Genomic DNA, 24,807 nt, shown 5'->3' with positions numbered 1-24,807 from the left:
TACTTTACCAACTACGTTGCGGTGCCACGCGTAGCGTCTCGTAGCGACTGACGTCGACTTCTTGCACAAAGCGGCTCGGGTTCAGGCGCATCACTGTCTGTCCCTGTTGGTTGAGCATCGGATAGCTGAGGTAAAGCTCCTCCATGGCACGAGTCACTGCGACGTAAAACAGGCGGCGCTCTTCTTCGAGGTCACCGTCGTCAATGGTGCGCTTGAGCGGGAACAGGCCGTCGGCGAGTCCGATCACGAATACGATCGGAAATTCGAGACCTTTGGCTTGGTGAATCGTTGTTAAGCGTAAGCAGTTGAGCGCTTCGCTGGAATCACGCTCATTACTTTCGGAGGCGAGTAGCACGAGTTGTGAGAGTAGCTCTGCCATCGTGTCGAAGCGACTGGCGAAGCTGATCAAGCTCTGTAGGTCGTCAGCGCGCTCTGTCCAGTTCGGGTAGATCTCACGGATGAATGAGCTATACCAGCCGTCGAGGGCGAGTTGCACAATGGCATCAGGCGCTTCATTGGCCTGAGCCGCGGAGACTTCGCGGATTGTCTCCGCGAGGGACGGCCATTCTTCTTTGGCGTCGTTCGGCACTTTCTTCAGCACGGCCTCGGAGGTCAGCACCTCGCAAAAGTCTTTTTCTTCTTTCTCGGCTAATTTCTTAGTAAAGGCATGGATGCGCTCCGCGGTTTTCGGCCCAATTTTAGGCAACAGGCAGGTGAAGCGCATAAACGCAGACACGTCGGCGGGGTTGGAGGCGAAGCGTAGCTGTGCGGTAAAATCGCGAATGTGGGCTTGCTCAAAGAAACGCACGCCGCTGGTGATTTGATAGTCAATGCCACGACGGGTGAGTTCCATTTGCAGGTCCATCGCTTGATAGTGTGCGCGGTAGAGCACTGCGACTTCGGACAGGTCGCGGCCTTCATCGATTAGGCCTTCGATGCGCTGGATGATGAAGCTCGCTTGGGCGCGTGCATCCATAACGGGAGTGAAGTAGGGCTTCTCGCCATCGGGGCGCACGGGGCGCAGCTCTTTTGCGTAGCCCATACCTGCGGGTTGTGCGGCGAGCACAGCGTTGGCAAATCCAAGAATTTGCGGCGAGCTGCGGTAGTTGGTCTCGATCTTGTGCACCGTCGCACCGGGGTGGCGCTCGGTAAAGCGCATGATATTATCAAAGTCCGCACCGCGCCATGTGTAGATACATTGTGCATCATCGCCCACGGCCATGATCTGGTGATGCACGCCGAGGATGTCGACGATTTCGGACTGTAGGCGATTCGTGTCCTGAAATTCGTCCACCAGAATATGTTTAAAGCGCTCCTGATAGTAGGCGGCGATTTCGGGGTGTTCGCGTAGGAGCTTGAGCAGGTATTCGAGCAGATCATCGTAATCGACGACTTGCTGCTCTAGTTTTGTCTGGTGATAGACCTTATAGATGTCGGCGATTTTTTGCGCCATGCCATCGAGGAAGGGATAGTGGTCGTCGGCTTCGTCGAACACGCTGCGGCAGGTGTTGCGCGCATAGCTGATCATATTGTGCACGACCTTTGGCTTCGGGTTGTTCTTACCTTTGATGAATTTCGGGTCGACCTTGTTGATCGCGCTTTTCAGCAGGCTTTCTGACTCGGTCTCGTCGAGAATGGTGTAGTTGCGCATGAGGCCGACGGATTCGCCATGCACGCGGAGGATGCGTTGTGCGATGCTGTGGAACGTGCCGCCCCAGAGTTGGTGTTTCTTGACTCCTGTGAGTTCTTCGACGCGCTCCAACATTTCCTTCGCAGACTTATTGGTAAAAGTGAGCAGCAGAATTTCGTAAGGTTTGATGCCTTTATGGAGGAGGTAGGCGACACGATAGGTGAGGGTGCGTGTCTTGCCAGAGCCAGCGCCAGCGAGCACGAGCGCCGGGCCGGGCTCTGCTGTGACGGCGGCGTATTGTTCGTCGTTGAGCTCGGCTTCAAAGTCGATGGGGGCGAAGGCGCTGGATTCGGTGTCGTAGAAATCGGTCATTGCCTGCTATCAAGATTCTATAATGAGGCGAAGCGCAAAATAAAATTTGTCTTCTAGAGCGAGCGTTGACAATTGGGACGTATTCAGTTCGAAGTGTGTGTCATCTTTTAAATCGGCACAGCTCGTGCTGTTTTCGCAAATCCAGTTTGCATCGAGTCGTCCTCGCTATACGGTTGGCTCTATAAATTTTTAAAAAATATGAAACAGAAAATATTGATACTAACGGCATTGTTACCCCTCAGCTTGTTCGCGCATGACACTGCGACTACAGGCACAGCAGTGCATGGTGTAGAGCATGGTTTGTTGGCATTACTGCCAGTGGTAGCCGTGGTTGGTGCTTTGGGCTATGCGGCTTGGCGCTTTACTCGCGCCTCGCGCTAGTTGCTGTTAGACAGACGGCGTGCTGAGCACGCGGTTGAGCTTGCCGGAGACAAAACCTTCGGAGTCTAATTCTGTGTGTTCAAAGCCGATGACACGCATTTCTGTTTCTAAGGTCGATTGCAGTGCATGCAGTCGTTCGAGTTGCTCCACGGGCACTTCGATGCGGGCGTGGGTGTTGTAATGGCGCACGCGAGCCACTGGAAATCCATGGTCACTTAGTAGTGCTTCGGCGGATTCGATTTGGCGAAGCTTCTCGACCGTAACGCGTTCGCCGTAGGGGATACGAGAGGCCAGGCACGGGCTGGCAGGTTTGTTCCAGCAGTGAAGTGTGTGCTGTTCTGCGAGCTCGCGAACGGCGGTTTTGTCGATTTGGCATTCCACGAGCGGAGAGTGCACTTCGTATTCTTTGGCGGCTTCGAGGCCGGGGCGATAATCGCCGAGGTCGTCAAGGTTCGTGCCGTTTAGAATCCACCAACCAGCGGCGACTTCAGGCAGTGTGCTGAGTTCGTCATACAAGCTGTGTTTACAATAGTAGCAGCGATTCGATGGATTGCTTAAATAGTTAGGGTTCTCCATCTCACGAGTGGTGACGATACGCAGCGTGATGCCGTTCTCGTTCGCGAAGCGTTTGGCGTCGTCGAGTTCGGAGAGTTTCAGGCTCGGGCTGGCGGAGATGACGGCGATCGCTCGATCGGTGCCGAGGAAATGGTTCGCGAGATGTGCGACTAGCGAGCTGTCGACACCGCCAGAAAAGGCAACAATGGCTCCCGGGCACTTGCTGAACCATTCTTCTAGGCGTGTCATTTTTTTCATTCGCCTAAAAATGCTGCGCTTACTGTGGCTGTCAACTTGCCATCGCGATAAGCTCTGCTAAGTCATTTGTCATGTCTACTCTGCTTTATCAATGCCCCGCTGGTTTGAGCGGCGATATGAATCTCGCTGCAATGGTTGGTCTCGGTGTGTGTCCAGATTACTTGCGCGCTGAGTTGGCGAAGCTACCATATGATGGTTGGGCACTGTCCTTTGAGCAGGATATGCGTGCGGGGATTAGTGGCCTGCGCTGCGATGTGTTACTAACTCCTCAGTTCGAGACTTCTTTGGCAGCACATCCGCATGTGCATACTCCAGGGCACCAAGCCCACACGCATCGCACCTTTGCGGAGATTCGCTCAGCGATTGAGGCGAGCACTCTGAATGATCGGGTGAAACGGGATGCGCTAGCCTGTTTTACGGTATTGGCAGAGGCGGAAGGCGCAGTGCATGGCGTATCAGCGGATGAGGTGCACTTTCATGAGGTCGGCGCGATTGATTCGATCGTCGATATTGTGGGTGCTGCGATTTGTTGGGATTATTTAAACGTGGAGCGTATCGTGTGTAGCACGTTGGAAGTCGGGGGCGGCACAGTGAAATGTGCGCACGGTCGTATGCCTGTGCCGGCACCAGCGACCAGTCAGTTATTACAAGGCGTCGCATTGACCGCAGGTGCTAGCGATTTTGAATGCACTACGCCGACGGGCGCGGCTTTGTTAGTGGGGCGTGGCTGTGAGTTTGCGGCCGCGGCGCACGGCACTCAGGTGCAAGTTGCGCGTGGTATCGGGCAGCGTAAAGACCCGCGCCTGTCGAATGTCGTCTATGTGACTTTATTAGAGGAGCAGGTCGCTAGGAATGGCTCATTGCAACGCGACTCGGTGTGGGAGGTCGTTGCGAATATTGATGATATGACGACTGAGTCGGTCGCGTATTTGACGCAGCAGTTGTTGGATGCAGGCGCTCTGGATGTGTGGCAGGTGAGTGCGACGTTTAAGAAGAACCGTGTTGGAGTGGTGGTGCATGCGCTGGTTCATTCCGCGGAGTTAGACGCCGTCGAGGCCGCGTTCTTTAAGCACAGTCGCAGTATTGGTTTGCGTAAGCGCGAGTGGGAGCGTTCCAAGCTGCCGCGCGAATTGGTTGAATTTGAGAGTTCACTGGGGCGCGTGCGAGTCAAGCGAGCGACCCTGCCGAATGGCGACGTTCGCGACAAATTGGAGCATGACGATTGCGCCGCACTGGCCGCGCAGCACGGGCTATCATTGCTGGAGGTGCAGCAGCGACTTTTAACCGAATGGCAAAAAACACTATGAGCGAAATGCGTGAATTATTAGAGGCGGTGAGCCGTGGGGACGTTGATATCGATGAAGCGATGACGCAGTTGCGCGGCTATGAGGATCTCGGCCATAGTCGTGTGGATATCAGTCGGGCTTCGCGCAATGGCGTGCCGGAAGTCGTCTATGGCGCAGGCAAACGGCCTGAGCATCTACTAGATATTTTGGCCAGCCTGCAAAAGCATGGGAATGATATTTTGGTCACTCGCTTAGAGTCTGACGTGGCGGCGCAAGTCATTGAAACGTATCCAAGCGCTCAATACCATGAGGTGTCGCGACTTTTGAAGCTGCAGCGCGAGGCTCCGACGCTTGCCGAGCATACCATTGCAGTCGTGTGTGCAGGCACGTCCGATTTGCCTGTCGCAGAGGAGGTCTGTGTCACCGCCGAGTTTTATGGAAACCCTGTGCTGCGTGTGTTCGATGCCGGTGTGGCGGGCCTTCATCGCCTACTTGAAAGCATGGATGCGATTCGAGAGTGCCGTGTGGTGGTCGTGGTTGCTGGGATGGAGGGCGCGCTACCGAGTGTGGTTGGCGGCTTAGTCTCTGCGCCTGTGATTGCTGTGCCGACGAGTGTCGGTTATGGCGCAAGTTTCGGCGGGCTCTCCGCGTTGCTTGGCATGCTGAACTCCTGCGCGAGTGGCTTGAGTGTCGTCAATATCGACAACGGCTTTGGGGCGGGGTTCTTGGCTAGTCGTATTAACCAGTTGTAACGGTGCATTTGACTTCGTAGTTGCGGTTTTAGTGGCAATGGTTTCCTTCCCTTAGATGCAAATTATTCCTTCCAGTATGTTACCCGAGCGCGATAAAGATGCGTTACGTGTTTTCTTGGAAGGGTGCCGGCAAACGGCGCAGACGAAGAACCATTTTCAGATCGCGAGCATTTCATTGGCGGTGAAGCATATCGCGCCTTTGGCGGTGCTGCAGTCGATCTACGAGCCTGATGAATTGCACTTTTATGTCGAACGTGCGGCTGCTGAGGAAGCTCTGGCTGGGGCGGAAGCTGTGGCAGAGGCGACTTTTTCTGGGGCAGATCGGTTTGAGCAGGCGCAGGCGTTTGCCGATGAGATCACGGCGAACACCATTGTGGTCGGTGATTTGAGTGAGCCGTTTACTGGGCCGCACTTTTTTACCGCGTTCACGTTTAATGATACGGTGCCAAAGGGGAGTGCCTTTGCGCCTGCAACGATTTTCCTGCCGCGTTGGCAGGTCTCTCGTGCGAAGGGCAAATATGGCGCGGTCGCAAATATCCGCATTGATCCTGATGCTAACATTGATCAGCTGGTCGCTCGAGTATGGGGGGCGTATCAGAAATTTTCGATTTTTGATTATAGCACGGATACGGTCGAGGCCGAGCCAACTTCAACGCCAACAGTGGTTGAGCGTTCAGAGTTGGCGCCAGATGTGTATCCTCAAGCAGTGGCGCAAGCACTTGAGCAAATTGAGGCGGGCGCTTACGAGAAAATCGTGTTGGCTCGCGGCATCAAGTTGGAGGGCAGTGAGTCATGGCAACCGTTGGATGCGCTGAATCGACTGCGTGAACGCTTTGCGGGATGTTTTACTTTTTCATATGGTGGTGGCGGTGGTCGCAGCTTTATCGGCGCCACGCCAGAACGTTTGTTGAGCATTCGAGATGGGCAGTTGCTGACTGAGGCTATTGCAGGCTCGGCTCCGCGTGGTGTGAGTGCGGGCGAGGATGCTAAGTTTGCCCGTGGTTTATTAGAGAGTGAGAAGGATTTACATGAGCATGCTTGTGTCCGCGATTCGATCCTGCGCCGCTTAAAGGCTGTTGGAGTTTCGGGGCATGCAGAGAATGCGCCGCGATTATTGCAATTGGCGAATGTGCAGCACTTGAGGACGATGATAGAGGCCGAAGTGGGGAAAGAGGTGCACTTGTTGGATATATTACAAGAGATGCATCCGACGCCAGCTGTTGGTGGCACGCCGCGCGAGGATGCGGTTCCGAGGATTCATGATTTAGAACAGATTGACCGCGGACTCTATTCTGGAGTGGTGGGGTGGTTTAATCACCTGAACGAAGGCGAGATGGTCGTCGGCATACGCTCGGCGTTAATCGAAGGCAACGCAGCCCGCCTATATGCAGGCGCAGGCATTGTAGAAGGCTCCACGCCGGAGAAGGAGACGCGCGAGACGGAATTGAAGCTCCGCGCCTTGCTCGATGCATTGACTGCCTAGGATCCCTAGGGTGTAGCGGAATTGGAAACCCCACTCGGTGAGCGGTGAAAAGCGACAAGAGTGTCGCTTCTACATTTTGATGTGGGCATTAAAAAACCCTCAGTGCTTGAAGCGACCGAGGGTTTTAAATTGGCATCCCGTAGGGGATTCGAACCCCTGTTGCCTGGATGAAAACCAGGTGTCCTAGACCGGGCTAGACGAACGGGACGTGATGCGAAGTCACGGAAGCTACGTCTCATTGCATCCCCCGCAAGCCTTTTTTTAATATTTGTAGGAAATGTTTTTTATTGCCTCAGATGCTTAGTTGTAAGCATGAAAAAGGCCGACTCACGAATGTGAATCGGCCTTTTAAATGGGTGCAGGGACAGGATTTGAACCTGTGACCTTCAGGTTATGAGCCTGACGAGCTACCGGGCTGCTCCACCCTGCAATAAATTTATTTAAAACGATTTGAAGCAGAAAACCGTTTCTCTTCGTGCGGCTTGCCGTTTGAAGAAGTTGCGGACTAAATGTGTATGTGTGCTCCGTGTAAAGGGCTATTTTCATAAATTGTTCTTTTTATTTTTTTGAGGTCATTTGAGGATGACATGGGAGGAGGGGATGAGCTCTTTCGCTCTTGCGATCGTAATTGGAATGTAGCCTTCGCCTTCAAGGACATGCGAACTTTTGCAGCTCCTTGCTATGGCTTAGTGTCGAACTGTATGTGATGCCTCATGTCCTGTTGCCGAAGTTTGAATTCCTTATTTCAAACTTTTAGTTCTAGGCTGATTTGGGCGAAATGTCGGCATGCGCTCGTGTTGAGTTGGTAGTCGGCGTGTCATGGTTCGGTCTGATGGAAGCATCGGCTGGATGGCAAAGAGCGGATGTTGTGCGGACTTTCGTTGGGCTTGGCAGTGTGGGGCATGGTTTTATGGCAGAATGTTTAAGCTTTTGTTCGATTCCTGCTTTTTACGCTTTTCCTTGAGCGCTGGATCAACGAGAAGATAGGGCATGCCTTGGTATATATACCACGCCTTGAAGCAGCTATTCCCCTCGGGGCGCTTCTTTTCCTTTTTCTCACTGATGTCGATCGTGGGCGTGATGCTTGGTGTCTGCGTGTTGGTGATCGTGCAAAGTGTCATGAATGGCTTCGGTGAGGGCATTCGCTCGCGCTTGGTCGAGACGCAGGGCGACATTCGGATTCGCTCGAATGAAGTCGTCTACGACTGGGAGGCAGTGACTGAAGATTTGTTGGCGGAGGATACTGTGATGGGGGTGGCTCCGTTTGCGGAGGGTGTGATTATGCTCCAGCATGAGAATCGTCCGCAATTTCCGATGATCCGTGGGATTGACCCAGTTGCGGAGGAAGATGTGATCCCGCTACAAAAATTCCTGACCTGGGGTGATTTAGAAGAGTTTGATGACGATGGGGTCTTTCTTGGCGAGGGGCTCGCGCGGACTTTGAAGGCGCGTCCGGGATCGGTTGTCGAGGTGTTTACGCCGTTGATGTTGGAGCGCTTGAAGGAGGATGAGGTGCTATTGCCACGTGAGTTTACGGTGATTGGCTTGTTCCGCACCGGTTCGCCTCAGGTGGATGGGAACACCATGATTTCGACACTGCGCGTGATGCAGGAGTTGTATGGCCTTGAAGATGGAGTGCACGGGATGGTGTTGAAGTTGCGTCCCGGTGTGAGGGCGGATGAGTTTTCGGAAGAGCTGGAGGAGCGCGTGCTACGGCCTGGCTTGCGCGCTGTGAGTTGGATCGAGGCGAATGGGGAATTCCTATTTGTGATCGAGCAAGAGAAGCGGGTGATCTCGTTTATCATCATCTTTATTATCTTGGTGGCTTCGTTCTCAATCGCGATTGCGTTGATGATGGCGGTGCTGCGTAAGACGCGTGAGATTGGCCTATTGGTGGCAATGGGCGGGCGTCCGCATCAGGTGGCTTATAGTTTCTGCTTTCAGGGATTTGTGATCGGCACGATTGGCACTGTGGTGGGAATTGGCCTTGCGATCTTGTGTTTGCATTATCGAACAGGGATCTTGGCGGGCTATGCAACGTTGACGAATTCTCATGTTAATTTCCTTGGACAGTATGATGTGTATGAAATTCCGGTGCATTATTTGATGTCTGACTTTGTGGTCGTGACTTGTTTCGCGATTGTTATTTCCACGTTGGCGGGGCTGTTGCCTGCGCTGCGTGCGGCTCGATTAAAACCTGCTGATGCGTTGCGTAGTGAATAATTCAAACAATATAATACTAGAGGCGAAACAGCTGGGTAAGTCTTTCCCTTCGCCGGATGGTGCGATCTCGGTGTTGAACGGAATCGACTTTGAGCTACGTCGCGGCGAGAGCGTGAGTATTCGCGGTGAGTCGGGCAGCGGTAAGTCCACTTTGTTGAATGTGTTGTCGGGCTTGGAGACGGCGAACGAGGGCGAGTTGTTTTGGGATGGCAAGAAGGTGTCTGGGCGTTCGCTCTCGTGGTTGGCTGGTCAGCGCACGGGTTATATCGGATTTGTCTTTCAGTCGTATTATTTGGCGCCCGAGTTGAATGCGCTGGAGAATGTATTACTGGGCGCGCGTATTGCCGGGCGTATTAATAGCACGGTAAAGGATCGAGCGGAGGCGTTATTGAAGCGTGTGGGTATGGGACATCGTTTACGGCATGCTTCGACGAAGCTTTCTGGGGGGGAGCGTCAGCGTGTGGCAGTGGCGCGTGCTTTGATCAATGATCCACCGTTGGTCTTAGCGGATGAGCCGACCGGGAACTTGGATGAAGCGACTGGCTTGGCGGTGATGGAATTGTTGCTTGAGCTGGCAGGTGAAGAGGCGAAGAGTCTCGTCTTGGTGACGCATAATCCGGAATTTGCGCAACGCACACAGCGTCAGTTGACCTTGCATTTAGGGCAATTCAGTTAGAACAGTTCAAACATTCGTATAAGTATGGAGCATCGGAAATTACGTATAGGTTTTATTGGCGCGGGAGCTAATACGCGGCAGATGCATATTCCTGGGTTTCGGAAATTGGAAAATGTTGAACTTTCGGTGGTGGCGAATCGTTCACGCGCATCGGCAGAGAAAGTGGCTCGGCAGGAAGGGATTAAGCGTGTTGCGGATACATGGCAGGAGGTCATTGCTGATCCGTTCGTGGATGCGGTTTGCATCGGCACTTGGCCGAATATGCATGCGGAGTTGACGATTGCTGCGTTGGAAAGTGGCAAACATGTGCTGTGTGAAGCACGTATGGCGTGTGACCTTGAGGAGGCGCGCCGTATGTATGCCGCTGCTCAAGCGCACTCTGATTTAGTGGCGCAAGTTGTGCCGGCACCGTTCTCATTGGATTTTGATACGACGATACGTGAGCTGATTGCTGATGGGAAGTTGGGCGATTTGTTGGAAGTGCGCATCGTGCATACGGGCGGGCAATCGGCTTCGCCAGACGCGCCGATGACGTGGCGCCAGGATCGTGGCTTGAGTGGTAACAATGTGCTGACGATGGGCATCATGCATGAGACGGTGCAGCGCTGGGTTGCCGATGAGCCGGAGTGGTTGATCGCGGATGGCGCGGTCTTTCAAGCGACGCGTCAATATCCGGAAGCATCCGAGCCGTCGACTGTTGAGGTGCCTGAGAGTGTGAGTGTTTTGGGGCGATTCGGGCAGAGCGGTGCTCGAATGATCTATCATTTCAGTGGTGTCGAATCAGGTAAGTCGAGGATGGAGTTCCGTTTGAACGGTTCGAAGGGGGCGCTGCGGTTTGATGCGTTTCAAAAGCAGCTGTTCTACAGCGAGGCAGGCGCGACGGAAGAGCGGAAGATTACGATCTCTCGGGCGCAAAGTCGTGGCTGGCAGGTCGAAGCCGATTTTGTGAGATCGATCCGTGAGCATGCGCCGATTGAGTTGACCTCGTTTGAGCAAGGCGTGCGCTATATGGCTTTTACCGAGATGGTGGCAGAATCTTTGGCGAAGGAATCCGCCCGTGCGCTCTGGCCATTGAGTTAGTATGTTCGGAAATAGCTGGTTTTTCTTTTAAGCAAATGGCATAGGAATGGCTACACTTTCTAATACCTATTGATACATTCCTTCTGACATGTCTGACCGAAAAATCCTGAGCACTTACGAAAAGGCACTCGCCCTGAATCTTGATCCCGTTCCATACGGAGTCTTTGCCGAAATTGGCGCAGGGCAGGAGACTGCTAACTGGTTCTTTCGTGTGTCTGCGAGTGCTGGAACCGTGGCGAAGACGATTTCTGCGTATGATATGACAATGAGCGATGCGATCTACGGAAAGGCATCGCGGTATGTGTCGCAGTCGCGGCTCAGTTCGATGCTCGAATATGAGTATGACTTGTTGGAGAAACGCTTGGCGCCAGAGCGTGGTAAGGACACCACGTTTTTCTCGTTCTGTAATACGGTTCGTGCGCGTGGCTACAAGGATACCGCGGAGTGCCATGGTTGGTTGGGTGTGCGCTTGCAATTAAAGCCGAATACGCCGCCCTGCGAAATTGTCTTACACCTGCGTCTGTTAGATGAGACGAATCAGGATCAAATGGAGGCGCTTGGGAAAGTTGGCGTCAATCTGATTCATGCTGCGTTCTACTATCGTGATAGTTTACAGCGTTTTGTCGAGTCGTTGGCGGATGGCCTAGTTGGTGGACGTGTGGAAGTGGATATGTTGCGTTTTAGTGGCGAAGGGTTTCGCTATGTAGATAATCGCCTGTGTGCGCTGCAACTCGTGCAGAGTGGATTGACGGATGCTGCGATGTTTAATGAGGAGGGCGAAGTCGTGCAGGCTGCCGACGCCCTATATAAACGCCCGATTTTGTTGCTGCGTGGTAGTTTTAAACCAGTCTTGAAATTGCATTTAGATATGATTCGCCAATCGCGTGCGGTCTTTTCGAAAGTGATGACACAGGAGCATCAGGAGCGTTCGATCGAAGTGTGTGAGATTAGTATGAATAATTTACTGCGCGATGGTGCGGTGGATCATGGTGATTTTCTTGATCGTGCGGATGCATTGCAGGCGCTTGGTAAGACCGTGCTGATTTCCCGCAGTGCAGAGTTTCATCGAATTGCGACCTATCTGAGTCGCTATACCGCAGAGCCGATTGCGATTACGCTGAGTATTGGTTTGCTCAATGAATTGTTTAAAGAGAAGTGGTCTGCAAATCTGGCGGGTGGCATTTTGGAATCCTTCGGACGATTGTTCAAAAACCGTGTGCAGCTTTTTGTCTATCCTTGGCACAATACGCAAAGTATGGAGCTTGTGACGGCAGAGAATTTTAAGGCGCCAGAAAATTGGCAGTTCTTCTACCAGCACTTGATGCAGAATGGTCGCATTCGGCCAATCGGTGTCGGTGACCCTGGTTTGTTGGCAATGACCAGTCGTAAGACGATGAAACTGATTGATGCCGGAGGCACCGATTGGGAAAAGTGGGTGCCAGAAGAAGCGCATCAAATGGTGCGACGCATGCAGACGGGGAGTTGATCCCGGCACAGCGCAGCATTTCGAATGAACGCTGGGTGAATCGGCTCGTTTAGTCGATTTCGCTACGAAAGCATCGATAGCCGATTATAGAAACTGTAATTCCTAAGGTGGCGATGCCGATCATCATTACTATATCCATACGGCGTAGTATTTGAGTTGAAAAAAGCAAGGGACGAAGTGGGTGCACTAAAACCCCCTAAACTGTCTCGGTGCACCCCCTCGTCCAAATCATGTGTGATACCCATAAAACAACATGATTAGGACATTTTTGTGATAAAGTGCAGGTTTGGCGATTTTTTAAACTAGTCCTTTGGGACTAGTTCGACCGTTTGGACTTTGCTAGTGGATGTTTTTGGTGTGCGGTTATTGATGTGCCGTTGCTCAGCTTTTTGTGGTGATAGTTTCGTAAATCTGTTGTATTGACATTGTTACTACACTTTACATATTTTTATAGTGTCGCATGCGACGTAATTATGAGTAGCGAAACTACAAGCCCCTTAACTTTCGACCTACAACAAGATCTGCTTAATAAACTTAAGCAGGTTCAAAAAAAAGTCGGAGCACGTTCTCTTAGCGAAGTTGTTCGTTATGCAGTGAGTGTATTCGATTCGTCAGGTCTTGATCTTAAACCAACGTCACACCGGCAGATCTCCGTGCGTCTATCAACTGAGCTTCGCGGGCGACTCGTTCGTTTGAGTAAGCAGAAGAAGGTAAGCGTTGGTGAGTTGTTACGTGCCGCATTGGATTCTCTACCAACTGAATTGTCGGACTTTAACCTCAAACAAACTATGCCGAAGAAAAAAACTACTACCAAGAAAAAGGCGGCCCCCAAAGTCGTCAAAAAAGCTCCAGTCAAGAAGGCTGTTAAGAAAGCCGTGAAAAAGAAAGCCGTGAAAAAGGCAGCACCTAAGAAAAAAGTAGCCGCTAAAAAAGCAGTGAAGAAGGCAGCTCCAAAAAAGGCTGTTAAGAAAGCTGTGAAAAAGAAAGCCGTGAAAAAGGCAGCGCCTAAGAAAAAAGTAGCCGCTAAAAAAGCAGTGAAGAAGGTAGCTCCAAAAAAGGCTGTTAAGAAAGCTGTGAAAAAGAAAGCCGTGAAAAAGGCAGCGCCTAAGAAAAAAGTAGCCGCTAAAAAAGCAGTGAAGAAGGCAGCTCCAAAAAAGGCTGTTAAGAAAGCTGTGAAAAAGAAAGCCGTGAAAAAGGCAGCACCTAAGAAAAAAGTAGCCGCTAAAAAAGCAGTGAAGAAGGTAGCTCCAAAAAAGGCTGTTAAGAAAGCTGTGAAAAAGAAAGCCGTGAAAAAGGCAGCGCCTAAGAAAAAAGTAGCCGCTAAAAAAGCAGTGAAGAAGGCAGCTCCAAAACAGGCTGTTAAGAAAGCTGTGAAAAAGAAAGCCGTGAAAAAGGCAGCGCCTAAGAAAAAAGTAGCCGCTAAAAAAGCTGTTAAGAAGGCAACACCTAAGAAGGCGACTCCTAAGAAGAAGGCTAAGAAAAGAGCGAAGAAGAAGTAGTTACGCTTTTACCTAGATTTAGAGACTAGGCTAGGCTTGCTTTTGCTTAGGCAGAGGTTTTGATTCTGCGCTCTCGACACATCGCTACCCGAGTTGATGTATCGAGAGCGCATTTTTTGTCATGACCAACCAAGCTAAACTATCCTCCTGGGCCAGTAACATCGCGCCGTCGCCGACGCTGGCTGTAGATTCAAAAGCAAAAGAGCTCAAAGCAGCAGGCGAGGACGTCTGTGGTTTTGGTGCCGGTGAGCCGGATTTTGATACTCCGGAATTCATCAAAGAGGCCTGCATTCAGGCGATTCGCGAGGGTAAGACTAAATATGCGCCGGCACCTGGTATTCCTGCGCTGCGCGAGGCACTTGCCGCGCACTACCGCACTCATAATGGCGTCGAAGGCGTCACTGCGGCTCAGATCGTTGTCAGCCCTGGTGGTAAGTATTCCTGCTATCTTGCGATTCTCGCAGTGGTGAGCCCTGGCGACGAAGTTATAATTCCTGCGCCGTATTGGGTCAGCTATCCGGAAATGGTGAAACTCGCAGGTGGAGTGCCAAAGACCGTGTTTGCTGGTATCGAAAGTGAATTTAAGATCTCTCCAGAGCAATTGCGCGCGGCGATCACGCCGAAGACACGCATGGTGATTATCAATAGCCCGTCCAACCCGACCGGTGCGATCTACTCTCCCGAAGAGCTCAAGGCGTTGACCGAGGTCGCAATCGAGGCCGGGATCTACATCATGTCCGATGAGATCTACGAGCATCTCCTCTATGATGGTGTGAAGCACGTCAGCCCTGCGTCATTCTCCAAGGAAGCGGCGGATTCTGTGATCACAGTCGCTGGATTTAGTAAAACGTTCTCTATGACAGGCTGGCGCCTCGGCACATTGATGGCACCTCTGCCAGTCGCGAAGGCCGTCGCCAACCTACAGAGCCAGACCAGTTCGAATGCGACCACGTTTGCGCAATACGGCGCATTGGCTGCCATGCAGAACTGGGATCAGTCGATGGAAGCCGTTCAAGGTATGCTCAAAGTTTTCGATGCACGGCGTCTGCGTCTGCTAGAAGGCCTACGTGCGATTCCAGGTGTCGAATGTGCACGTGCGCAAGGTGCGTTCTATCTCTTTCCTAATATCGAGAAGCTCGGCTTGTCAGATAGCGAGTTTGCTGCACGTATTCTCGAAGAAGAGAAGGTGGCTGTCGTCCCTGGTAGTGCATTCGGTGCGGATGGATACATTCGCCTCAGTTATGCGACTTCCGACGAGGTCATTGATAAAGGCATCGAGCGCCTCGCCCGTTTCTGCGCGAAACTGGGCTAAGTTTAAAGGCGGACACTCTAGTCCGCCTTTTTCTTGCCTGTGCTTAGTGCGGCCATTTTAAATTTTCAAAAACACTACAAGACCTACTCATTATGAGCGATAAAGCTAAAATCATCTATACAATCACTGACGAAGCGCCGGCACTTGCTACGCATTCGCTGCTTCCGATCATTGCAGCATACACCAGCGCGGCTGGCGTGGCAGTTGAAACCCGCGACATCTCCCTCGCAGGACGCATTCTTGCAAATTTCCCAGATGCGCTGACAGAAGATCAACGCGTTTCCGATGCTTTGGCTGAATTGGGCGATCTTGCGAAGGCGCCGGATGCCAACATCATTAAGCTGCCAAATATCTCTGCGTCTGTGCCGCAGATGAATGCAGCCATTGCTGAGCTTCAATCCCAAGGCTTTGCGCTTCCAGAATATCCAGAAGTAGCGACAACCGACGAAGAAAAGCGCGTCAAAGGTATCTACGACAAGATCAAGGGCAGTGCGGTGAACCCCGTTCTCCGTGAAGGCAACTCCGACCGCCGTGCTGCGGGCGCTGTGAAGCAATACGCTAAAGACAATCCACACCGTATGGGTGCCTGGAGTGCGGACTCGAAGTCCACTGTCTCTAGCATGACTGCTGGTGATTTCTTTGGTAATGAGAAATCTGTCACGATCCCTGCCGCTACCACAGCGAAGATTGAACTTGTCACTTCCGAAGGCACAACTGTGCTCAAGGATGATCTCGCACTGTTAGCAGGTGAAGTCTTGGACGCGACATTCATGAGCGCCGAAGCACTCCGTGAATTCCTCGCTGGCGAAATCGCTGCGTCGAATGCAGCGGGCATCCTGTTCTCATTGCACATGAAGGCGACGATGATGAAGGTCTCTGACCCGATCATTTTCGGCCATGCCGTGACTGTCTTTTTCAAGGACGTGTTCGAAAAACACGCTGCACTCATTGATACACTTGGTGTGGACGTGAAAAATGGCTTTGGTGACCTGTATTCTAAAATCGATTCTTTGCCAGCTGATAAGAAGGCAGAGATCGAAGCAGACATCGCAGCGGTCTATGCATCTGCTCCAGATATGGCGATGGTCGACTCTGACAAGGGCATCACCAATCTCCACGTGCCAAGTGATGTGATTATCGATGCGTCCATGCCTGCTGCGATTCGCACATCCGGCCAGATGTGGAACAAGGCGGGTTCACTCCAAGACACCAACTTCGTAATTCCTGATCGCTGCTATGCAGGCGTCTATGCTGCTACTGTTGACTTCTGTAAGAAGAACGGCGCGTTCGATCCAACCACAATGGGCACTGTGCCAAATGTTGGACTCATGGCCCAAAAGGCTGAAGAGTATGGTTCGCATGATAAGACATTCGAAATTCCAGCAGCCGGCACGGTTCGCGTAACAGACGCGGACGGCACTGTGTTGCTTGAGCATACAGTCGAGCAGGGCGACATCTGGCGTGCATGCCAAGTGAAGGACGCACCGATCCGCGACTGGGTGAAGCTTGCGGTGACTCGCGCACGTGCATCCAACACACCTGCGATCTTCTGGCTCGATGCTGAACGTGCACATGATGCGCAACTCATCGAAAAGGTGAACCTCTACTTACAAGACCACGACACCGCTGGTTTGGACATTCGTATCCTCGCACCGGTCGCGGCGACTGAGTTGACGCTGCAACGTGCGAAGGATGGCGAAGACACGATCTCCGTAACTGGTAATGTCTTGCGCGACTACCTAACCGATCTCTTCCCGATTCTTGAGCTTGGCACCAGTGCTAAGATGCTCTCCATCGTGCCTCTTATGAATGGTGGCGGTCTTTTCGAGACTGGTGCAGGTGGTTCGGCTCCGAAGCACGTGCAGCAATTCGAAAAGGAAAATCACTTGCGTTGGGATTCCCTCGGCGAGTTCCTAGCGCTCGGCGTTTCTTTGGAGCACCTCGCTGCGGTATTCAGCAACGACAAGGCGCAGACGCTTGCCGACACGCTTGACGTGGCCAATACCAAGTTCCTCAAAGAGAACAAGTCGCCGTCTCGTAAAGTCAACGAACTCGATAATCGTGGCAGCCATTTCTACCTCGCACTTTACTGGGCACAGGCACTCGTTGCTCAAGATAAGGATGCCGAGTTGAAGGCACGTTTCACGCCATTGGCTGAAGCATTGACCGCCAACGAAGCGAAGATCGTCGACGAGTTGAACGCCGTGCAAGGCGTGGCCATGGACATCGGCGGTTACTACCGTCCCGACTTGGCTAAGGCACAAGCAGCCATGCGCCCGAGTGAGACGCTCAACGCCGCACTTGCTGCGCTGTAGGTTCGGTCTTCATTCTTTAAAAGCAAAAGCCCCCGTCGCAAGACGGGGGCTTTTTCGGTTATTCGAAGCTCACTGAATGACATCGACACCATATGCTTGAAATTGAGCATCATAGGTAATGACCGGAGAGTTGAGCCGTTGGCTCTGAGCAATGATGATGCGATCAAAGGGATCGGCGTGGTGGTCGGGGAGTTCGAAGGTATTTGCAAAGTCTCCAGCTGTGACAGCTTGCTCGGTGAGTTCGTAAGTTTCGATGCATGCCTGCCAGAATTCAGTGGGACTTTTGAATTGGGCTAGATCTAGTTGGCTGCGCTTATGTTTAAGGCTGATTTCAAAGAGACTGCAGCTTGATAGATGAACCTGATCGGCCGAGGCGATGCTCTTGAGGCAGGCGTTGCTCAGCTTCTTTTGTGCGATACCGGCTAAGGATAGGAGACCGCAAGTATCGAGGATTATATCCATCCTTGAATGTCTTTGGCATCAACGGGAGCGATTGCGTCGTCGATGCTAATGGGGGACTTGCCTTTGACCAATGGCTGAACACTGCGCGGCTTCCTTGTGTGTGGCACTAGGTCAAACCACGGTTTGCCGTTCTTACAGATCGTCACGACTTCACCAGCATTGGCGAGGTTGCCGTATTTGCTCAGATTGTTTTTTGCCTCTCGAATCGCTACATTCATGAGGTGAAATGTAGCTACGGTGTCTACAATTTTCAATTGTTAGATCCAGTCATGTATTCTCCGCTAATAAATATTCAAAAATTTTGAACGTTGAGCCTACTGGCACGTCTAAGCTTACATATAAACTTAGTATGTAGTAACTTTGTTTGTTGTTTGTTTGAGAAGCGCCGTCCGAATATCCGGGTGGCGTTTTTTGTTATTCGATGACTAGTGCTGCCGCTCCAAGGATCGCGGCATCGCCCATAGGTAGTGCGGATTCGATGATCTTGATCTTGTTTTTGTAGGGAGGGATCAAGTGGTGCTCGAAGGACTTACGGGTGGGATCAAGTAGGATTTTACCTGCTTTGACAGGGCCACCAAACAGGAAGAATGCCGCAGGACTGGTGACCAGCGCGGTGGATGCCAAGGCTTCTCCTAAGAGTCGGCCCGTGAAGTCCATCGTGGCTTTGGCGACTCTGCCGCCTTGTTCGGCAGCTTCGGCTATGTCTTTAGCAGTGAGCTCGCCGATGGGCATGTGATCCAACGAAGTCTGTCCGCCAAGTTGAGCGAGCATTTCGAAGAAGGTGCGTCGAATGCCTGTAGCCGAACAGTAATTCTCCAAGCTGCCGCGTCGGCCAAAGCCACAGTAGCGACCATCTGGGATTACGCTAATGTGGCCGACTTCTCCGGCAAAGCCGTCGTGACCATACACGAGCTGATTGTTCACGAATACGCCACTGCCTAGGCCAGTGCCGAGTGTGATCATGATGAAGTCGGAATAGTCTTTAGCCGCTCCGAAAATCTTCTCTCCGATGGCGGCAGCGTTGGCGTCGTTGGTCAGATCAATTTTCGGTAGATCCAGTCGCGCCTCCATGAGCTCGACGAGTGGAACAATACCTTTGAAGTTGAGATTGGGCGCATGCTCGATGCAGCCGCTGCGGTGGTTGCCATTGGGAGCGCCGATGCCGAGACCAAGCCACTCGATGTCTGTGTGAGCGCTATCACTCGCAGTCGCAGTCATCACTGCACGCACCGCTTCGGCGAGGCGGTCGCCATACAGTGTTGCATCGCTATAGTCGCCGGTGGGGAAGGTTTCTTTATACAGCACGTGGCCGTCTGCAGAAACTGAGCCGACACAAGTGTTTGTGCCGCCGATGTCGGTGCCGAGTGAGATTTTCATAGGAGATAGGCTGATTGAGGAGGAGGAGAACACTTTAGGGAGTGTTGGCTCTAATGTATGGAATACTTCCAGAAAGAGGGGATTCGAGATGATTGGAAGCAGAAAATGGATTGATTCTGATTCTTGCCGAGGCTGTATAAGCGAGTATAGTGGTTTGTCTATGAATATCTATTTATTGCGTCACGCCCAAGCTGAGTCGAGCTATCCAGATAGTCAGAGAGTGTTGAGTGCAAAGGGTCGAGCTGATGTAGAGCGCTTAGGGGGATTCTTGCGCTCCAAGGACACACCGCTACCGCCAGTGTTGTGGTGCAGTCCCTATCGTCGAGCTCAAGAGACGGCGGGGTTGTTGCTGGAGGCATGGGGGGATGCGATCGAGCAACGGCGCGATGAGATGCGCTTAGAGCCAGACATGAATCCAGCCTCCGTTGCGAAGGGCTTGCTCGAAGTCGGCCAAGATGTGCTAGTGGTCGGGCACAATCCAAATATTACGATTTTGGCATCCTTGCTGTTGAGCGCAGAGCGGGGGCGCACGCGCACGAATTTTGACACCTGCAATATGGCTTGCTTGAAGGTGAATCCGATTGAGAACTTTGGTGAGGTCGGGCCGTGTGAACTGAGTTGGATGCTGGACCCTCGGATGTTGTAAGGGGCAGGATAGAACCTTCCCCTGGGCGCTTTATCAGTGCTATTTGTGGTTTTTTAAATGAGGGATTGCCTTTATTGCCGAGTGCGAAGGTGTAGATTGAGAGCATGAATCGCCCCTTTACCCTTTTCTCTTTGCTGTTCGCTTCTGTTGCGGCGGCTTCTGCAATCAATACACCGACCGCTGGCGTGGCACTGCCTGCTGGGCCAGCAACTATTGCGCTGGAATGGACGGATACTGCGACGGATGAGACCGGCTTTCAAATCGAGCGCAGTGTGAACGGCACGTTTCCTGGAGTATTGGTCGCTGATGAGACGGACCTGCCGACTGATTCGAGGTTCTTCTATGATCGCGGCCTAGCTGTAGAGACGGAATACTACTATCGAGTGCGTGCGGTGGATGACACGCTCTCTTCGAATTGGTTGAGCCTCGGTTCAGCCACAACCACGGCGAAGATGAACATTATCTTTTTCCTCGCCGACGACATGGGCTACAAAGACATCGTAGCGTTACGTAATCCAGCGATTGATGGACCAACGATTTATGAGACTCCCGCCTTGGATACGTTTATCGAGCAAAATGCGCTGTCTGTGAACAATGCCTATTGCTCTGGCCCGCGTTGCGTGGTGGCGCGTCGTTCGATTCAGGTCGGTAAGTATGATTGGCGCCCTGAGGCGGTGCCGAGTAATGACTACTACGTCGATCATGCTGGTGATCCGACAGGTGGAGGCATTTGGGCCGGTGGCACCACTGTTCAGGGTTCTAAGGCAGGGCAGGGTGTTTCGATCCCTTACGATAATGTCACCTATGGCGAAGCGGTGAAGGCTGCGGGTTATCGCACTTGTTTTATCGGTAAATATCACTTGGGGGAGTCGGATACTGCTGACAAACCAACTGGCTATGTGTTCGGTGATCAGCCTGGGCGTGGACCGATTGCTCAAGGCTACGATGTCAGTATCGCTGCGGGTCATGCCGGAGCGCCGCCTTCGTCGTATTTTGCTTTGCTCAACCAGAATGCAGGAGCGAATGGAGCCTATACTTTTGAGCTGCCGGATATGGATAGTGCGACCTATGGCACAGCTGCACCAGTCGCTGGCGAATACATCACCGACCGTATGACGGCGAAAGCAATCGGGTTCATTGATGATGCGATTAATAATCAAGCTGGTGAGCCATTTCATCTTACGCTGGCGCACTATGCGGTGCATACGCCCGCGGAATGTAAGGACAATGCGAACTCGACGGACGGTAAGGGGCACGAGTATTTCCAAGCAAAGAAAGAGAGCATGGCCGCTGAGTTTGCTGCGCATCCAGCTGGCAGTAGTGCATTGATCACAGATTATAGCACCAAGACTCGCGTGTGGCAGGACAACCCAGTCTATGCGGGGATGATGAAGTCCTATGACGATAGCTTTAATGAACTGGTGACATATCTAAAGGCGACGGATGATCCACGCGTTCCAGGTTCCAAGCTGTTTGACACGACGATCATCGTGGTCTCTGCGGATCATGGCGGTAAGTCGACTACGCCGATTGATGATGGCAAGTCCGTCGAGGCCGCGGATGGTTCTGATACGGTAAATCCACCGGCAGTTTATGTGCCTGCGGATAATGCTTATAAGTCTGGGAACGGAAATACCTACAGCTCGTATCCCACTTCGAACTACCCCTATCGTCAGGGGAAGACATGGGTCTATGAGGGCGGGCTCAAAGTGCCATTCTTGATTTATTATCCCGGCCTAACCGCTGGTGGCACGCAGACCGACGCCTTTGTGCATCATGCTGATTTGTTTGCGTCCTTCGTCGATATGGCAGGCGGCACGCAGCAACCGGCAGAAAGCACGGACTCGATCAGCTTTATGCTCACCGCCGCCAAGCCAGAAGCTTCCGCTCGCGATGAAATGCACCACTTCTTTACCAATGCCAATACGGGCACCGGTAACCCAGCGCTTGCTGCGTATCGTAAGGGCGATTACAAACTGCTCTACTTTATGGTGCAGCGTAAGGTGGAACTCTATAACATCGTGTCTGATGTGTATGAGCGTAACGATCTCTCTGCGAGTCGCCCAGATCTAGCAGCCGAAATGCTGCATGAGATCTATCAACAAGCACTCTCCACTGGTATGAAGATGCCGGCACCTGGCTCTAATACTTGGACGAGCGAACAGTCTATTTTGATCGATAATGGAGTGATCGGAAGTTTGCCGGCGGTGCCAGATGCCGATCCCACTTGGGTCGGAGCAGGTGCGGAGCAAATTTCTCCGCGCACGATTGAGTTGAATTGGGCAGTCAATGCCAGCAACGCGACACACTCGGTGATTTATCGCACTTCGGAGCCTGATGGCGAAACCTCCTACCGTGAATATGCATATGTGCCTGCGGGAGTGACGACCTTTCGCGACTACGACCTCGTCCCAGGCGGAAAGTATAAATACCGCGTTGAATCTGAAAATTTAGGAGGTTGGGCAGCAGCGCGCACCTCGAATGATACCGTGACGCTAGGTGCTGGTTCAAATCTTCAGATCGTGGCAAATGATGATACGATCACGACTGTCCCAGGCGAGTTGCGTATCATTAACCCATTGCTCAATGACGGGGGAGAAGGAGCATTGACGATTACTGCGATTACGCTGCCGACGGTGGGCAGTGCGTCGATTGAAAATGGTAAGATTCATTACCAGGCGCCTGCCGAATTCGCGGGTAGTGTGACGATGACTTATACCATTGAAGATGGAGTGGGGCAGGCGGATACAGGGGAGATCGAGCTGACGCTGCCACAGTCTGAGAGTTTGAATACATTGGAGCGTTGGGACTTCAGTGAGGTGGCGAATACAGAGTTTGGTAATACGACTAGTTTGACTGGTTTAGCTTTTGCATCGATTTCACCTGCAGATTCTGTGCAAACCGATGGTGCCGGGCACTTAGTATTTTCGAAGGTGTCGACGACGGGGAATTCATCCAAGAATACGACCGCATCGATCGCCGGAGCACCGTATGCCAGCGGACAGTATCAGCTAGAGATGATGTTTAGCTCAATTGATTTGGATGATGCAGCTACCACCACGGCTACAAAGGTCGGTTTTGCGTTTCGTGATAATAGTGATGGTTCAGACTTTGGTTTGATTCGTTTTGCGAAGGCGTCGACCTCTGAAATCAATTTAGAGCTTCAAATGTATGATACCGATAAGGCTGGTGGAGCAGGGTTTGTTGTGCAGGCGTTGAAGACATTTAATTCAGTGAACCTTAGCGATATGGCTGTTCGTGCGACCTTGGACATGGATGCAACACCGATGACGATCGCAGTCGAGCTGTCAGAGGCAGGTGGTAGTTTTCAAGACTTGGGCACTTATGAGGTGGAGAACGCAGACGCGACGAGTTTTGATCGCTTGAAAATACAGAGTAATATCGGTGGATTGGCGGGATCCGACTCATTGCAATTGGATTATTTGAATTTATCCGAACTGTTAGATGCGTCTTCGATTTACGATGCCTATGCGTCCGCATATGACTGGGGCGGTGTTAAAGAGACGGGCCCCAATGATTCACCGGCAAGCGATGGACTCACGAATTTCTATAAGTTCGCATTTGGTTTAGACCCACTCACGCCCTCTACGGGTCATGTTACCTCGCTCGTTGAAAATGGGGCAGGGCTCGATATCCGCTTCACGCCTGTGCGTGATACCACCGAAGTGATTTATACCGTGGAACGCGCGACTGATTTAAACGATTGGGATTCTGAGACTCCAGTCGTAGTGGATTCACCTGCTGGCCAAGAAGTGTCGGTGCCGCTTCCAGGTGTCGATCGAGGATTTGGCCGTGTAAGACCGAGCATTTAAGCTTGGCTCATGGCCTCAACTACAAGTGCGTGTTTATTATGGGATGAGCACGCGCTTTTTTTATATATTTATGAGGTTGTCTGCATCGCAGACTTTGGGTTGGGTCTTGCGCTATGAGCACAGAGACAGATTTACAGGAACGTAGTGGATGCACTTGCGAGTTATGTGGCGCAGCCGAAGATTTGGCAGTTTATGAAGTGCCGCCGACATCCGATGGCACCGCTGATGAGGCGGTATTGCTCTGTGTTAACTGCCGCGAGCAGATTGCAAATCCTGATAAGGTTGACGTGCACCATTGGCGTTGCCTGACCGAAAGTATGTGGAGTGAAGTGCCCGCTGTGCAGGTCATGGCGTGGCGACTGTTGACGCGACTGGGCGAGAGTGAAGCATGGGCGCAGGACCTGCTTGATTCCTTGTTTCTTGAAGACGATGTGCAGATCTGGGCAGAGGCGGAGGCCAAGGAGGCCGCGTCCGTGCTTAAGTATATCGACTGCAACGGCGCAGAGCTCGCCGCGGGCGATACCGTGACTTTGGTCAAAGATTTGGTCGTCAAAGGTGGCGGTTTTACCGCGAAGCGTGGCACCGCCGTGCGTCGTATTCTGCTAGATCACAACAATTCGGACAATATCGAAGGCCGCGTGAATGGTCAGCATATCGTGATTCTCACGAAATATGTGAAGAAGGCGTAGTGTGTGTGAGTCGGGGCTTTGCTTGCGAAGACCGTTGACTCATTCATTTGTAGGGGTGCTGCTTGCGGCACCCGCGAAACTACGAGACGTTTCAAGAGGCCTCAGCACCATCGGTCGTTTGTTGCTTCTGAGCTCTTCATCTGACTCCTCATTTTAATCATAATCGGGGAGTAGTAATAGAAGACCCTACGGATTCACATAGAGGATAACGATTATGACGTTGAAATCGGTTTTTTAGGCAGCTGCTAAGCAACCGCACTATAAATTATACCAACATGCGACTAAAACTGGTAAAAAGGTTTAACCGCAGAGATCGCAGAGATCGCAGAGATCGCAGAGTGCGCCGAGGAGATGGGGAGGGCTGCGTGAAATGCTCTGCGTCAGCTCTCAGCGTGCTCTGCGATCTCTAGCGTAGCGGGCGGTTAACAAATACAGCTGAAAAGTATTCACAGTGGTCTTCCCTTCGATGGCTACAGACTACCAGAAAATGTC

19 protein-coding genes and 2 tRNA genes are annotated in these 24,807 nt (G+C 52.1%); 14 read left to right on the top strand and 7 right to left on the bottom strand.

Going from position 1 to position 24,807, the window contains the following annotated elements:
- Positions 1 to 4 precede the first annotated feature (4 nt).
- Positions 5 to 2,002, bottom strand: coding sequence for an ATP-dependent helicase (locus GZZ87_RS15295; protein ID WP_162028137.1), 1,998 nt, complete (start codon positions 2,000 to 2,002; stop codon positions 5 to 7).
- A 198-nt stretch (positions 2,003 to 2,200) separates the two neighbouring features.
- Between GZZ87_RS15295 and GZZ87_RS15290 the strand changes: the two genes are divergently transcribed.
- A complete protein-coding gene (locus GZZ87_RS15290; protein WP_162028136.1) occupies positions 2,201 to 2,383 on the top strand; it encodes a hypothetical protein in 183 nt (60 codons plus the stop codon).
- A 6-nt stretch (positions 2,384 to 2,389) separates the two neighbouring features.
- On the opposite strand, the gene larE is transcribed toward GZZ87_RS15290, so the two are convergent.
- On the bottom strand, positions 2,390 to 3,196 hold the full coding sequence (gene larE, locus GZZ87_RS15285) for an ATP-dependent sacrificial sulfur transferase LarE (protein WP_162028135.1): 807 nt from the start codon (positions 3,194 to 3,196) through the stop codon (positions 2,390 to 2,392).
- 71 nt (positions 3,197 to 3,267) lie between these two features.
- Between larE and larC the strand changes: the two genes are divergently transcribed.
- The 3 genes from larC to GZZ87_RS15270 are packed head-to-tail and all read left to right on the top strand — an operon-like array spanning position 3,268 to position 6,717.
- On the top strand, positions 3,268 to 4,503 hold the full coding sequence (gene larC, locus GZZ87_RS15280; RefSeq protein WP_162028134.1) for a nickel pincer cofactor biosynthesis protein LarC: 1,236 nt from the start codon (positions 3,268 to 3,270) through the stop codon (positions 4,501 to 4,503).
- Positions 4,485 to 5,234 carry a nickel pincer cofactor biosynthesis protein LarB gene (gene larB / locus GZZ87_RS15275; RefSeq protein ID WP_162028133.1) on the top strand — a complete coding sequence of 250 codons (750 nt, stop codon included), beginning with the start codon at positions 4,485 to 4,487 and terminating at the stop codon, positions 5,232 to 5,234. The genes larC and larB overlap by 19 nt, the downstream gene beginning before the upstream one ends.
- A 55-nt stretch (positions 5,235 to 5,289) precedes the next feature.
- Positions 5,290 to 6,717, top strand: coding sequence for an isochorismate synthase (locus GZZ87_RS15270; protein ID WP_162030256.1), 1,428 nt, complete (start codon positions 5,290 to 5,292; stop codon positions 6,715 to 6,717).
- 130 nt (positions 6,718 to 6,847) lie between these two features.
- Here the strand turns inward: GZZ87_RS15270 and GZZ87_RS15265 are convergent.
- Positions 6,848 to 6,925, bottom strand: a tRNA-Glu gene (locus GZZ87_RS15265).
- 145 nt (positions 6,926 to 7,070) lie between these two features.
- Positions 7,071 to 7,147, bottom strand: a tRNA-Met gene (locus GZZ87_RS15260).
- A gap of 560 nt (positions 7,148 to 7,707) precedes the next feature.
- Here GZZ87_RS15260 and GZZ87_RS15255 point away from each other — a divergent pair.
- The 7 genes from GZZ87_RS15255 to GZZ87_RS15225 all read left to right on the top strand — a co-directional run bounded on the left by GZZ87_RS15255 (position 7,708) and on the right by GZZ87_RS15225 (position 17,308).
- Complete coding sequence (locus GZZ87_RS15255) at positions 7,708 to 8,940, top strand: ABC transporter permease (protein WP_162028131.1); 1,233 nt, start codon at positions 7,708 to 7,710, stop codon at positions 8,938 to 8,940.
- A complete protein-coding gene (locus GZZ87_RS15250; protein ID WP_244648183.1) occupies positions 8,933 to 9,616 on the top strand; it encodes an ABC transporter ATP-binding protein in 684 nt (227 codons plus the stop codon). Before GZZ87_RS15255 ends, GZZ87_RS15250 begins: the two co-directional genes overlap by 8 nt.
- A gap of 24 nt (positions 9,617 to 9,640) precedes the next feature.
- Entirely contained in the window at positions 9,641 to 10,696 is a 1,056-nt protein-coding gene (locus tag GZZ87_RS15245) for a Gfo/Idh/MocA family oxidoreductase (protein ID WP_162028129.1), read from the top strand.
- 88 nt (positions 10,697 to 10,784) lie between these two features.
- Positions 10,785 to 12,182: a TonB-dependent receptor gene (locus GZZ87_RS15240; protein WP_162028128.1), complete on the top strand. Its 1,398-nt coding sequence runs from the start codon at positions 10,785 to 10,787 to the stop codon at positions 12,180 to 12,182.
- A gap of 788 nt (positions 12,183 to 12,970) precedes the next feature.
- Positions 12,971 to 13,681, top strand: a complete 711-nt coding sequence (locus tag GZZ87_RS15235; RefSeq protein WP_162071464.1) for a hypothetical protein — start codon at positions 12,971 to 12,973, stop codon at positions 13,679 to 13,681.
- A gap of 121 nt (positions 13,682 to 13,802) precedes the next feature.
- On the top strand, positions 13,803 to 14,993 hold the full coding sequence (locus tag GZZ87_RS15230) for a pyridoxal phosphate-dependent aminotransferase (RefSeq protein ID WP_162026669.1): 1,191 nt from the start codon (positions 13,803 to 13,805) through the stop codon (positions 14,991 to 14,993).
- 92 nt (positions 14,994 to 15,085) lie between these two features.
- Complete coding sequence (locus GZZ87_RS15225) at positions 15,086 to 17,308, top strand: NADP-dependent isocitrate dehydrogenase (protein ID WP_162026668.1); 2,223 nt, start codon at positions 15,086 to 15,088, stop codon at positions 17,306 to 17,308.
- A gap of 69 nt (positions 17,309 to 17,377) precedes the next feature.
- Here the strand turns inward: GZZ87_RS15225 and GZZ87_RS15220 are convergent, their stop codons facing one another.
- From GZZ87_RS15220 to GZZ87_RS15210, 3 genes are all read right to left on the bottom strand, one after another.
- Positions 17,378 to 17,770, bottom strand: a complete 393-nt coding sequence (locus GZZ87_RS15220) for a type II toxin-antitoxin system VapC family toxin (protein ID WP_162026667.1) — start codon at positions 17,768 to 17,770, stop codon at positions 17,378 to 17,380.
- On the bottom strand, positions 17,761 to 17,988 hold the full coding sequence (locus tag GZZ87_RS15215) for a type II toxin-antitoxin system prevent-host-death family antitoxin (RefSeq protein WP_162026666.1): 228 nt from the start codon (positions 17,986 to 17,988) through the stop codon (positions 17,761 to 17,763). The genes GZZ87_RS15220 and GZZ87_RS15215 overlap by 10 nt, the downstream gene beginning before the upstream one ends.
- Positions 17,989 to 18,184: 196 nt before the next feature.
- Positions 18,185 to 19,147, bottom strand: coding sequence for an ROK family protein (locus GZZ87_RS15210; protein ID WP_162026665.1), 963 nt, complete (start codon positions 19,145 to 19,147; stop codon positions 18,185 to 18,187).
- Positions 19,148 to 19,307: 160 nt separating this feature from the next.
- On the opposite strand from GZZ87_RS15210, the gene GZZ87_RS15205 reads away from it, so the two are divergent.
- The 3 genes from GZZ87_RS15205 to GZZ87_RS15195 all read left to right on the top strand — a co-directional run bounded on the left by GZZ87_RS15205 (position 19,308) and on the right by GZZ87_RS15195 (position 24,315).
- Positions 19,308 to 19,793, top strand: coding sequence for a histidine phosphatase family protein (locus GZZ87_RS15205; protein WP_162026664.1), 486 nt, complete (start codon positions 19,308 to 19,310; stop codon positions 19,791 to 19,793).
- 104 nt (positions 19,794 to 19,897) lie between these two features.
- Entirely contained in the window at positions 19,898 to 23,626 is a 3,729-nt protein-coding gene (locus GZZ87_RS15200) for a sulfatase-like hydrolase/transferase (RefSeq protein ID WP_162026663.1), read from the top strand.
- 113 nt (positions 23,627 to 23,739) lie between these two features.
- On the top strand, positions 23,740 to 24,315 hold the full coding sequence (locus GZZ87_RS15195; protein WP_162026662.1) for an alkylphosphonate utilization protein: 576 nt from the start codon (positions 23,740 to 23,742) through the stop codon (positions 24,313 to 24,315).
- Positions 24,316 to 24,807: the final 492 nt, after the last annotated feature.

The organism is Lentimonas sp. CC4, assembly GCF_902728235.1.
In the GTDB taxonomy this organism is placed as follows: Bacteria; Verrucomicrobiota; Verrucomicrobiia; order Opitutales; family Coraliomargaritaceae; genus Lentimonas.
This window is presented reverse-complemented; position numbering and strand designations above follow the sequence as displayed.

Excerpts from the sequence above, each read along its gene's own strand:
- GZZ87_RS15295 (WP_162028137.1), bottom strand. The coding sequence starts at position 2,002 with ATGACCGATTTCTACGACACCGAATCCAGCGCCTTCGCCCCCATCGAC.
- GZZ87_RS15290 (WP_162028136.1), top strand. The coding sequence starts at position 2,201 with ATGAAACAGAAAATATTGATACTAACGGCATTGTTACCCCTCAGCTTG.
- larE (WP_162028135.1), bottom strand. The coding sequence starts at position 3,196 with ATGAAAAAAATGACACGCCTAGAAGAATGGTTCAGCAAGTGCCCGGGA.
- larC (WP_162028134.1), top strand. The coding sequence starts at position 3,268 with ATGTCTACTCTGCTTTATCAATGCCCCGCTGGTTTGAGCGGCGATATG.
- larB (WP_162028133.1), top strand. The coding sequence starts at position 4,485 with ATGGCAAAAAACACTATGAGCGAAATGCGTGAATTATTAGAGGCGGTG.
- GZZ87_RS15270 (WP_162030256.1), top strand. The coding sequence starts at position 5,290 with ATGCAAATTATTCCTTCCAGTATGTTACCCGAGCGCGATAAAGATGCG.
- GZZ87_RS15255 (WP_162028131.1), top strand. The coding sequence starts at position 7,708 with ATGCCTTGGTATATATACCACGCCTTGAAGCAGCTATTCCCCTCGGGG.
- GZZ87_RS15245 (WP_162028129.1), top strand. The coding sequence starts at position 9,641 with ATGGAGCATCGGAAATTACGTATAGGTTTTATTGGCGCGGGAGCTAAT.
- GZZ87_RS15240 (WP_162028128.1), top strand. The coding sequence starts at position 10,785 with ATGTCTGACCGAAAAATCCTGAGCACTTACGAAAAGGCACTCGCCCTG.
- GZZ87_RS15235 (WP_162071464.1), top strand. The coding sequence starts at position 12,971 with ATGCCGAAGAAAAAAACTACTACCAAGAAAAAGGCGGCCCCCAAAGTC.
- GZZ87_RS15230 (WP_162026669.1), top strand. The coding sequence starts at position 13,803 with ATGACCAACCAAGCTAAACTATCCTCCTGGGCCAGTAACATCGCGCCG.
- GZZ87_RS15225 (WP_162026668.1), top strand. The coding sequence starts at position 15,086 with ATGAGCGATAAAGCTAAAATCATCTATACAATCACTGACGAAGCGCCG.
- GZZ87_RS15220 (WP_162026667.1), bottom strand. The coding sequence starts at position 17,770 with ATGGATATAATCCTCGATACTTGCGGTCTCCTATCCTTAGCCGGTATC.
- GZZ87_RS15215 (WP_162026666.1), bottom strand. The coding sequence starts at position 17,988 with ATGAATGTAGCGATTCGAGAGGCAAAAAACAATCTGAGCAAATACGGC.
- GZZ87_RS15210 (WP_162026665.1), bottom strand. The coding sequence starts at position 19,147 with ATGAAAATCTCACTCGGCACCGACATCGGCGGCACAAACACTTGTGTC.
- GZZ87_RS15205 (WP_162026664.1), top strand. The coding sequence starts at position 19,308 with ATGAATATCTATTTATTGCGTCACGCCCAAGCTGAGTCGAGCTATCCA.
- GZZ87_RS15200 (WP_162026663.1), top strand. The coding sequence starts at position 19,898 with ATGAATCGCCCCTTTACCCTTTTCTCTTTGCTGTTCGCTTCTGTTGCG.
- GZZ87_RS15195 (WP_162026662.1), top strand. The coding sequence starts at position 23,740 with ATGAGCACAGAGACAGATTTACAGGAACGTAGTGGATGCACTTGCGAG.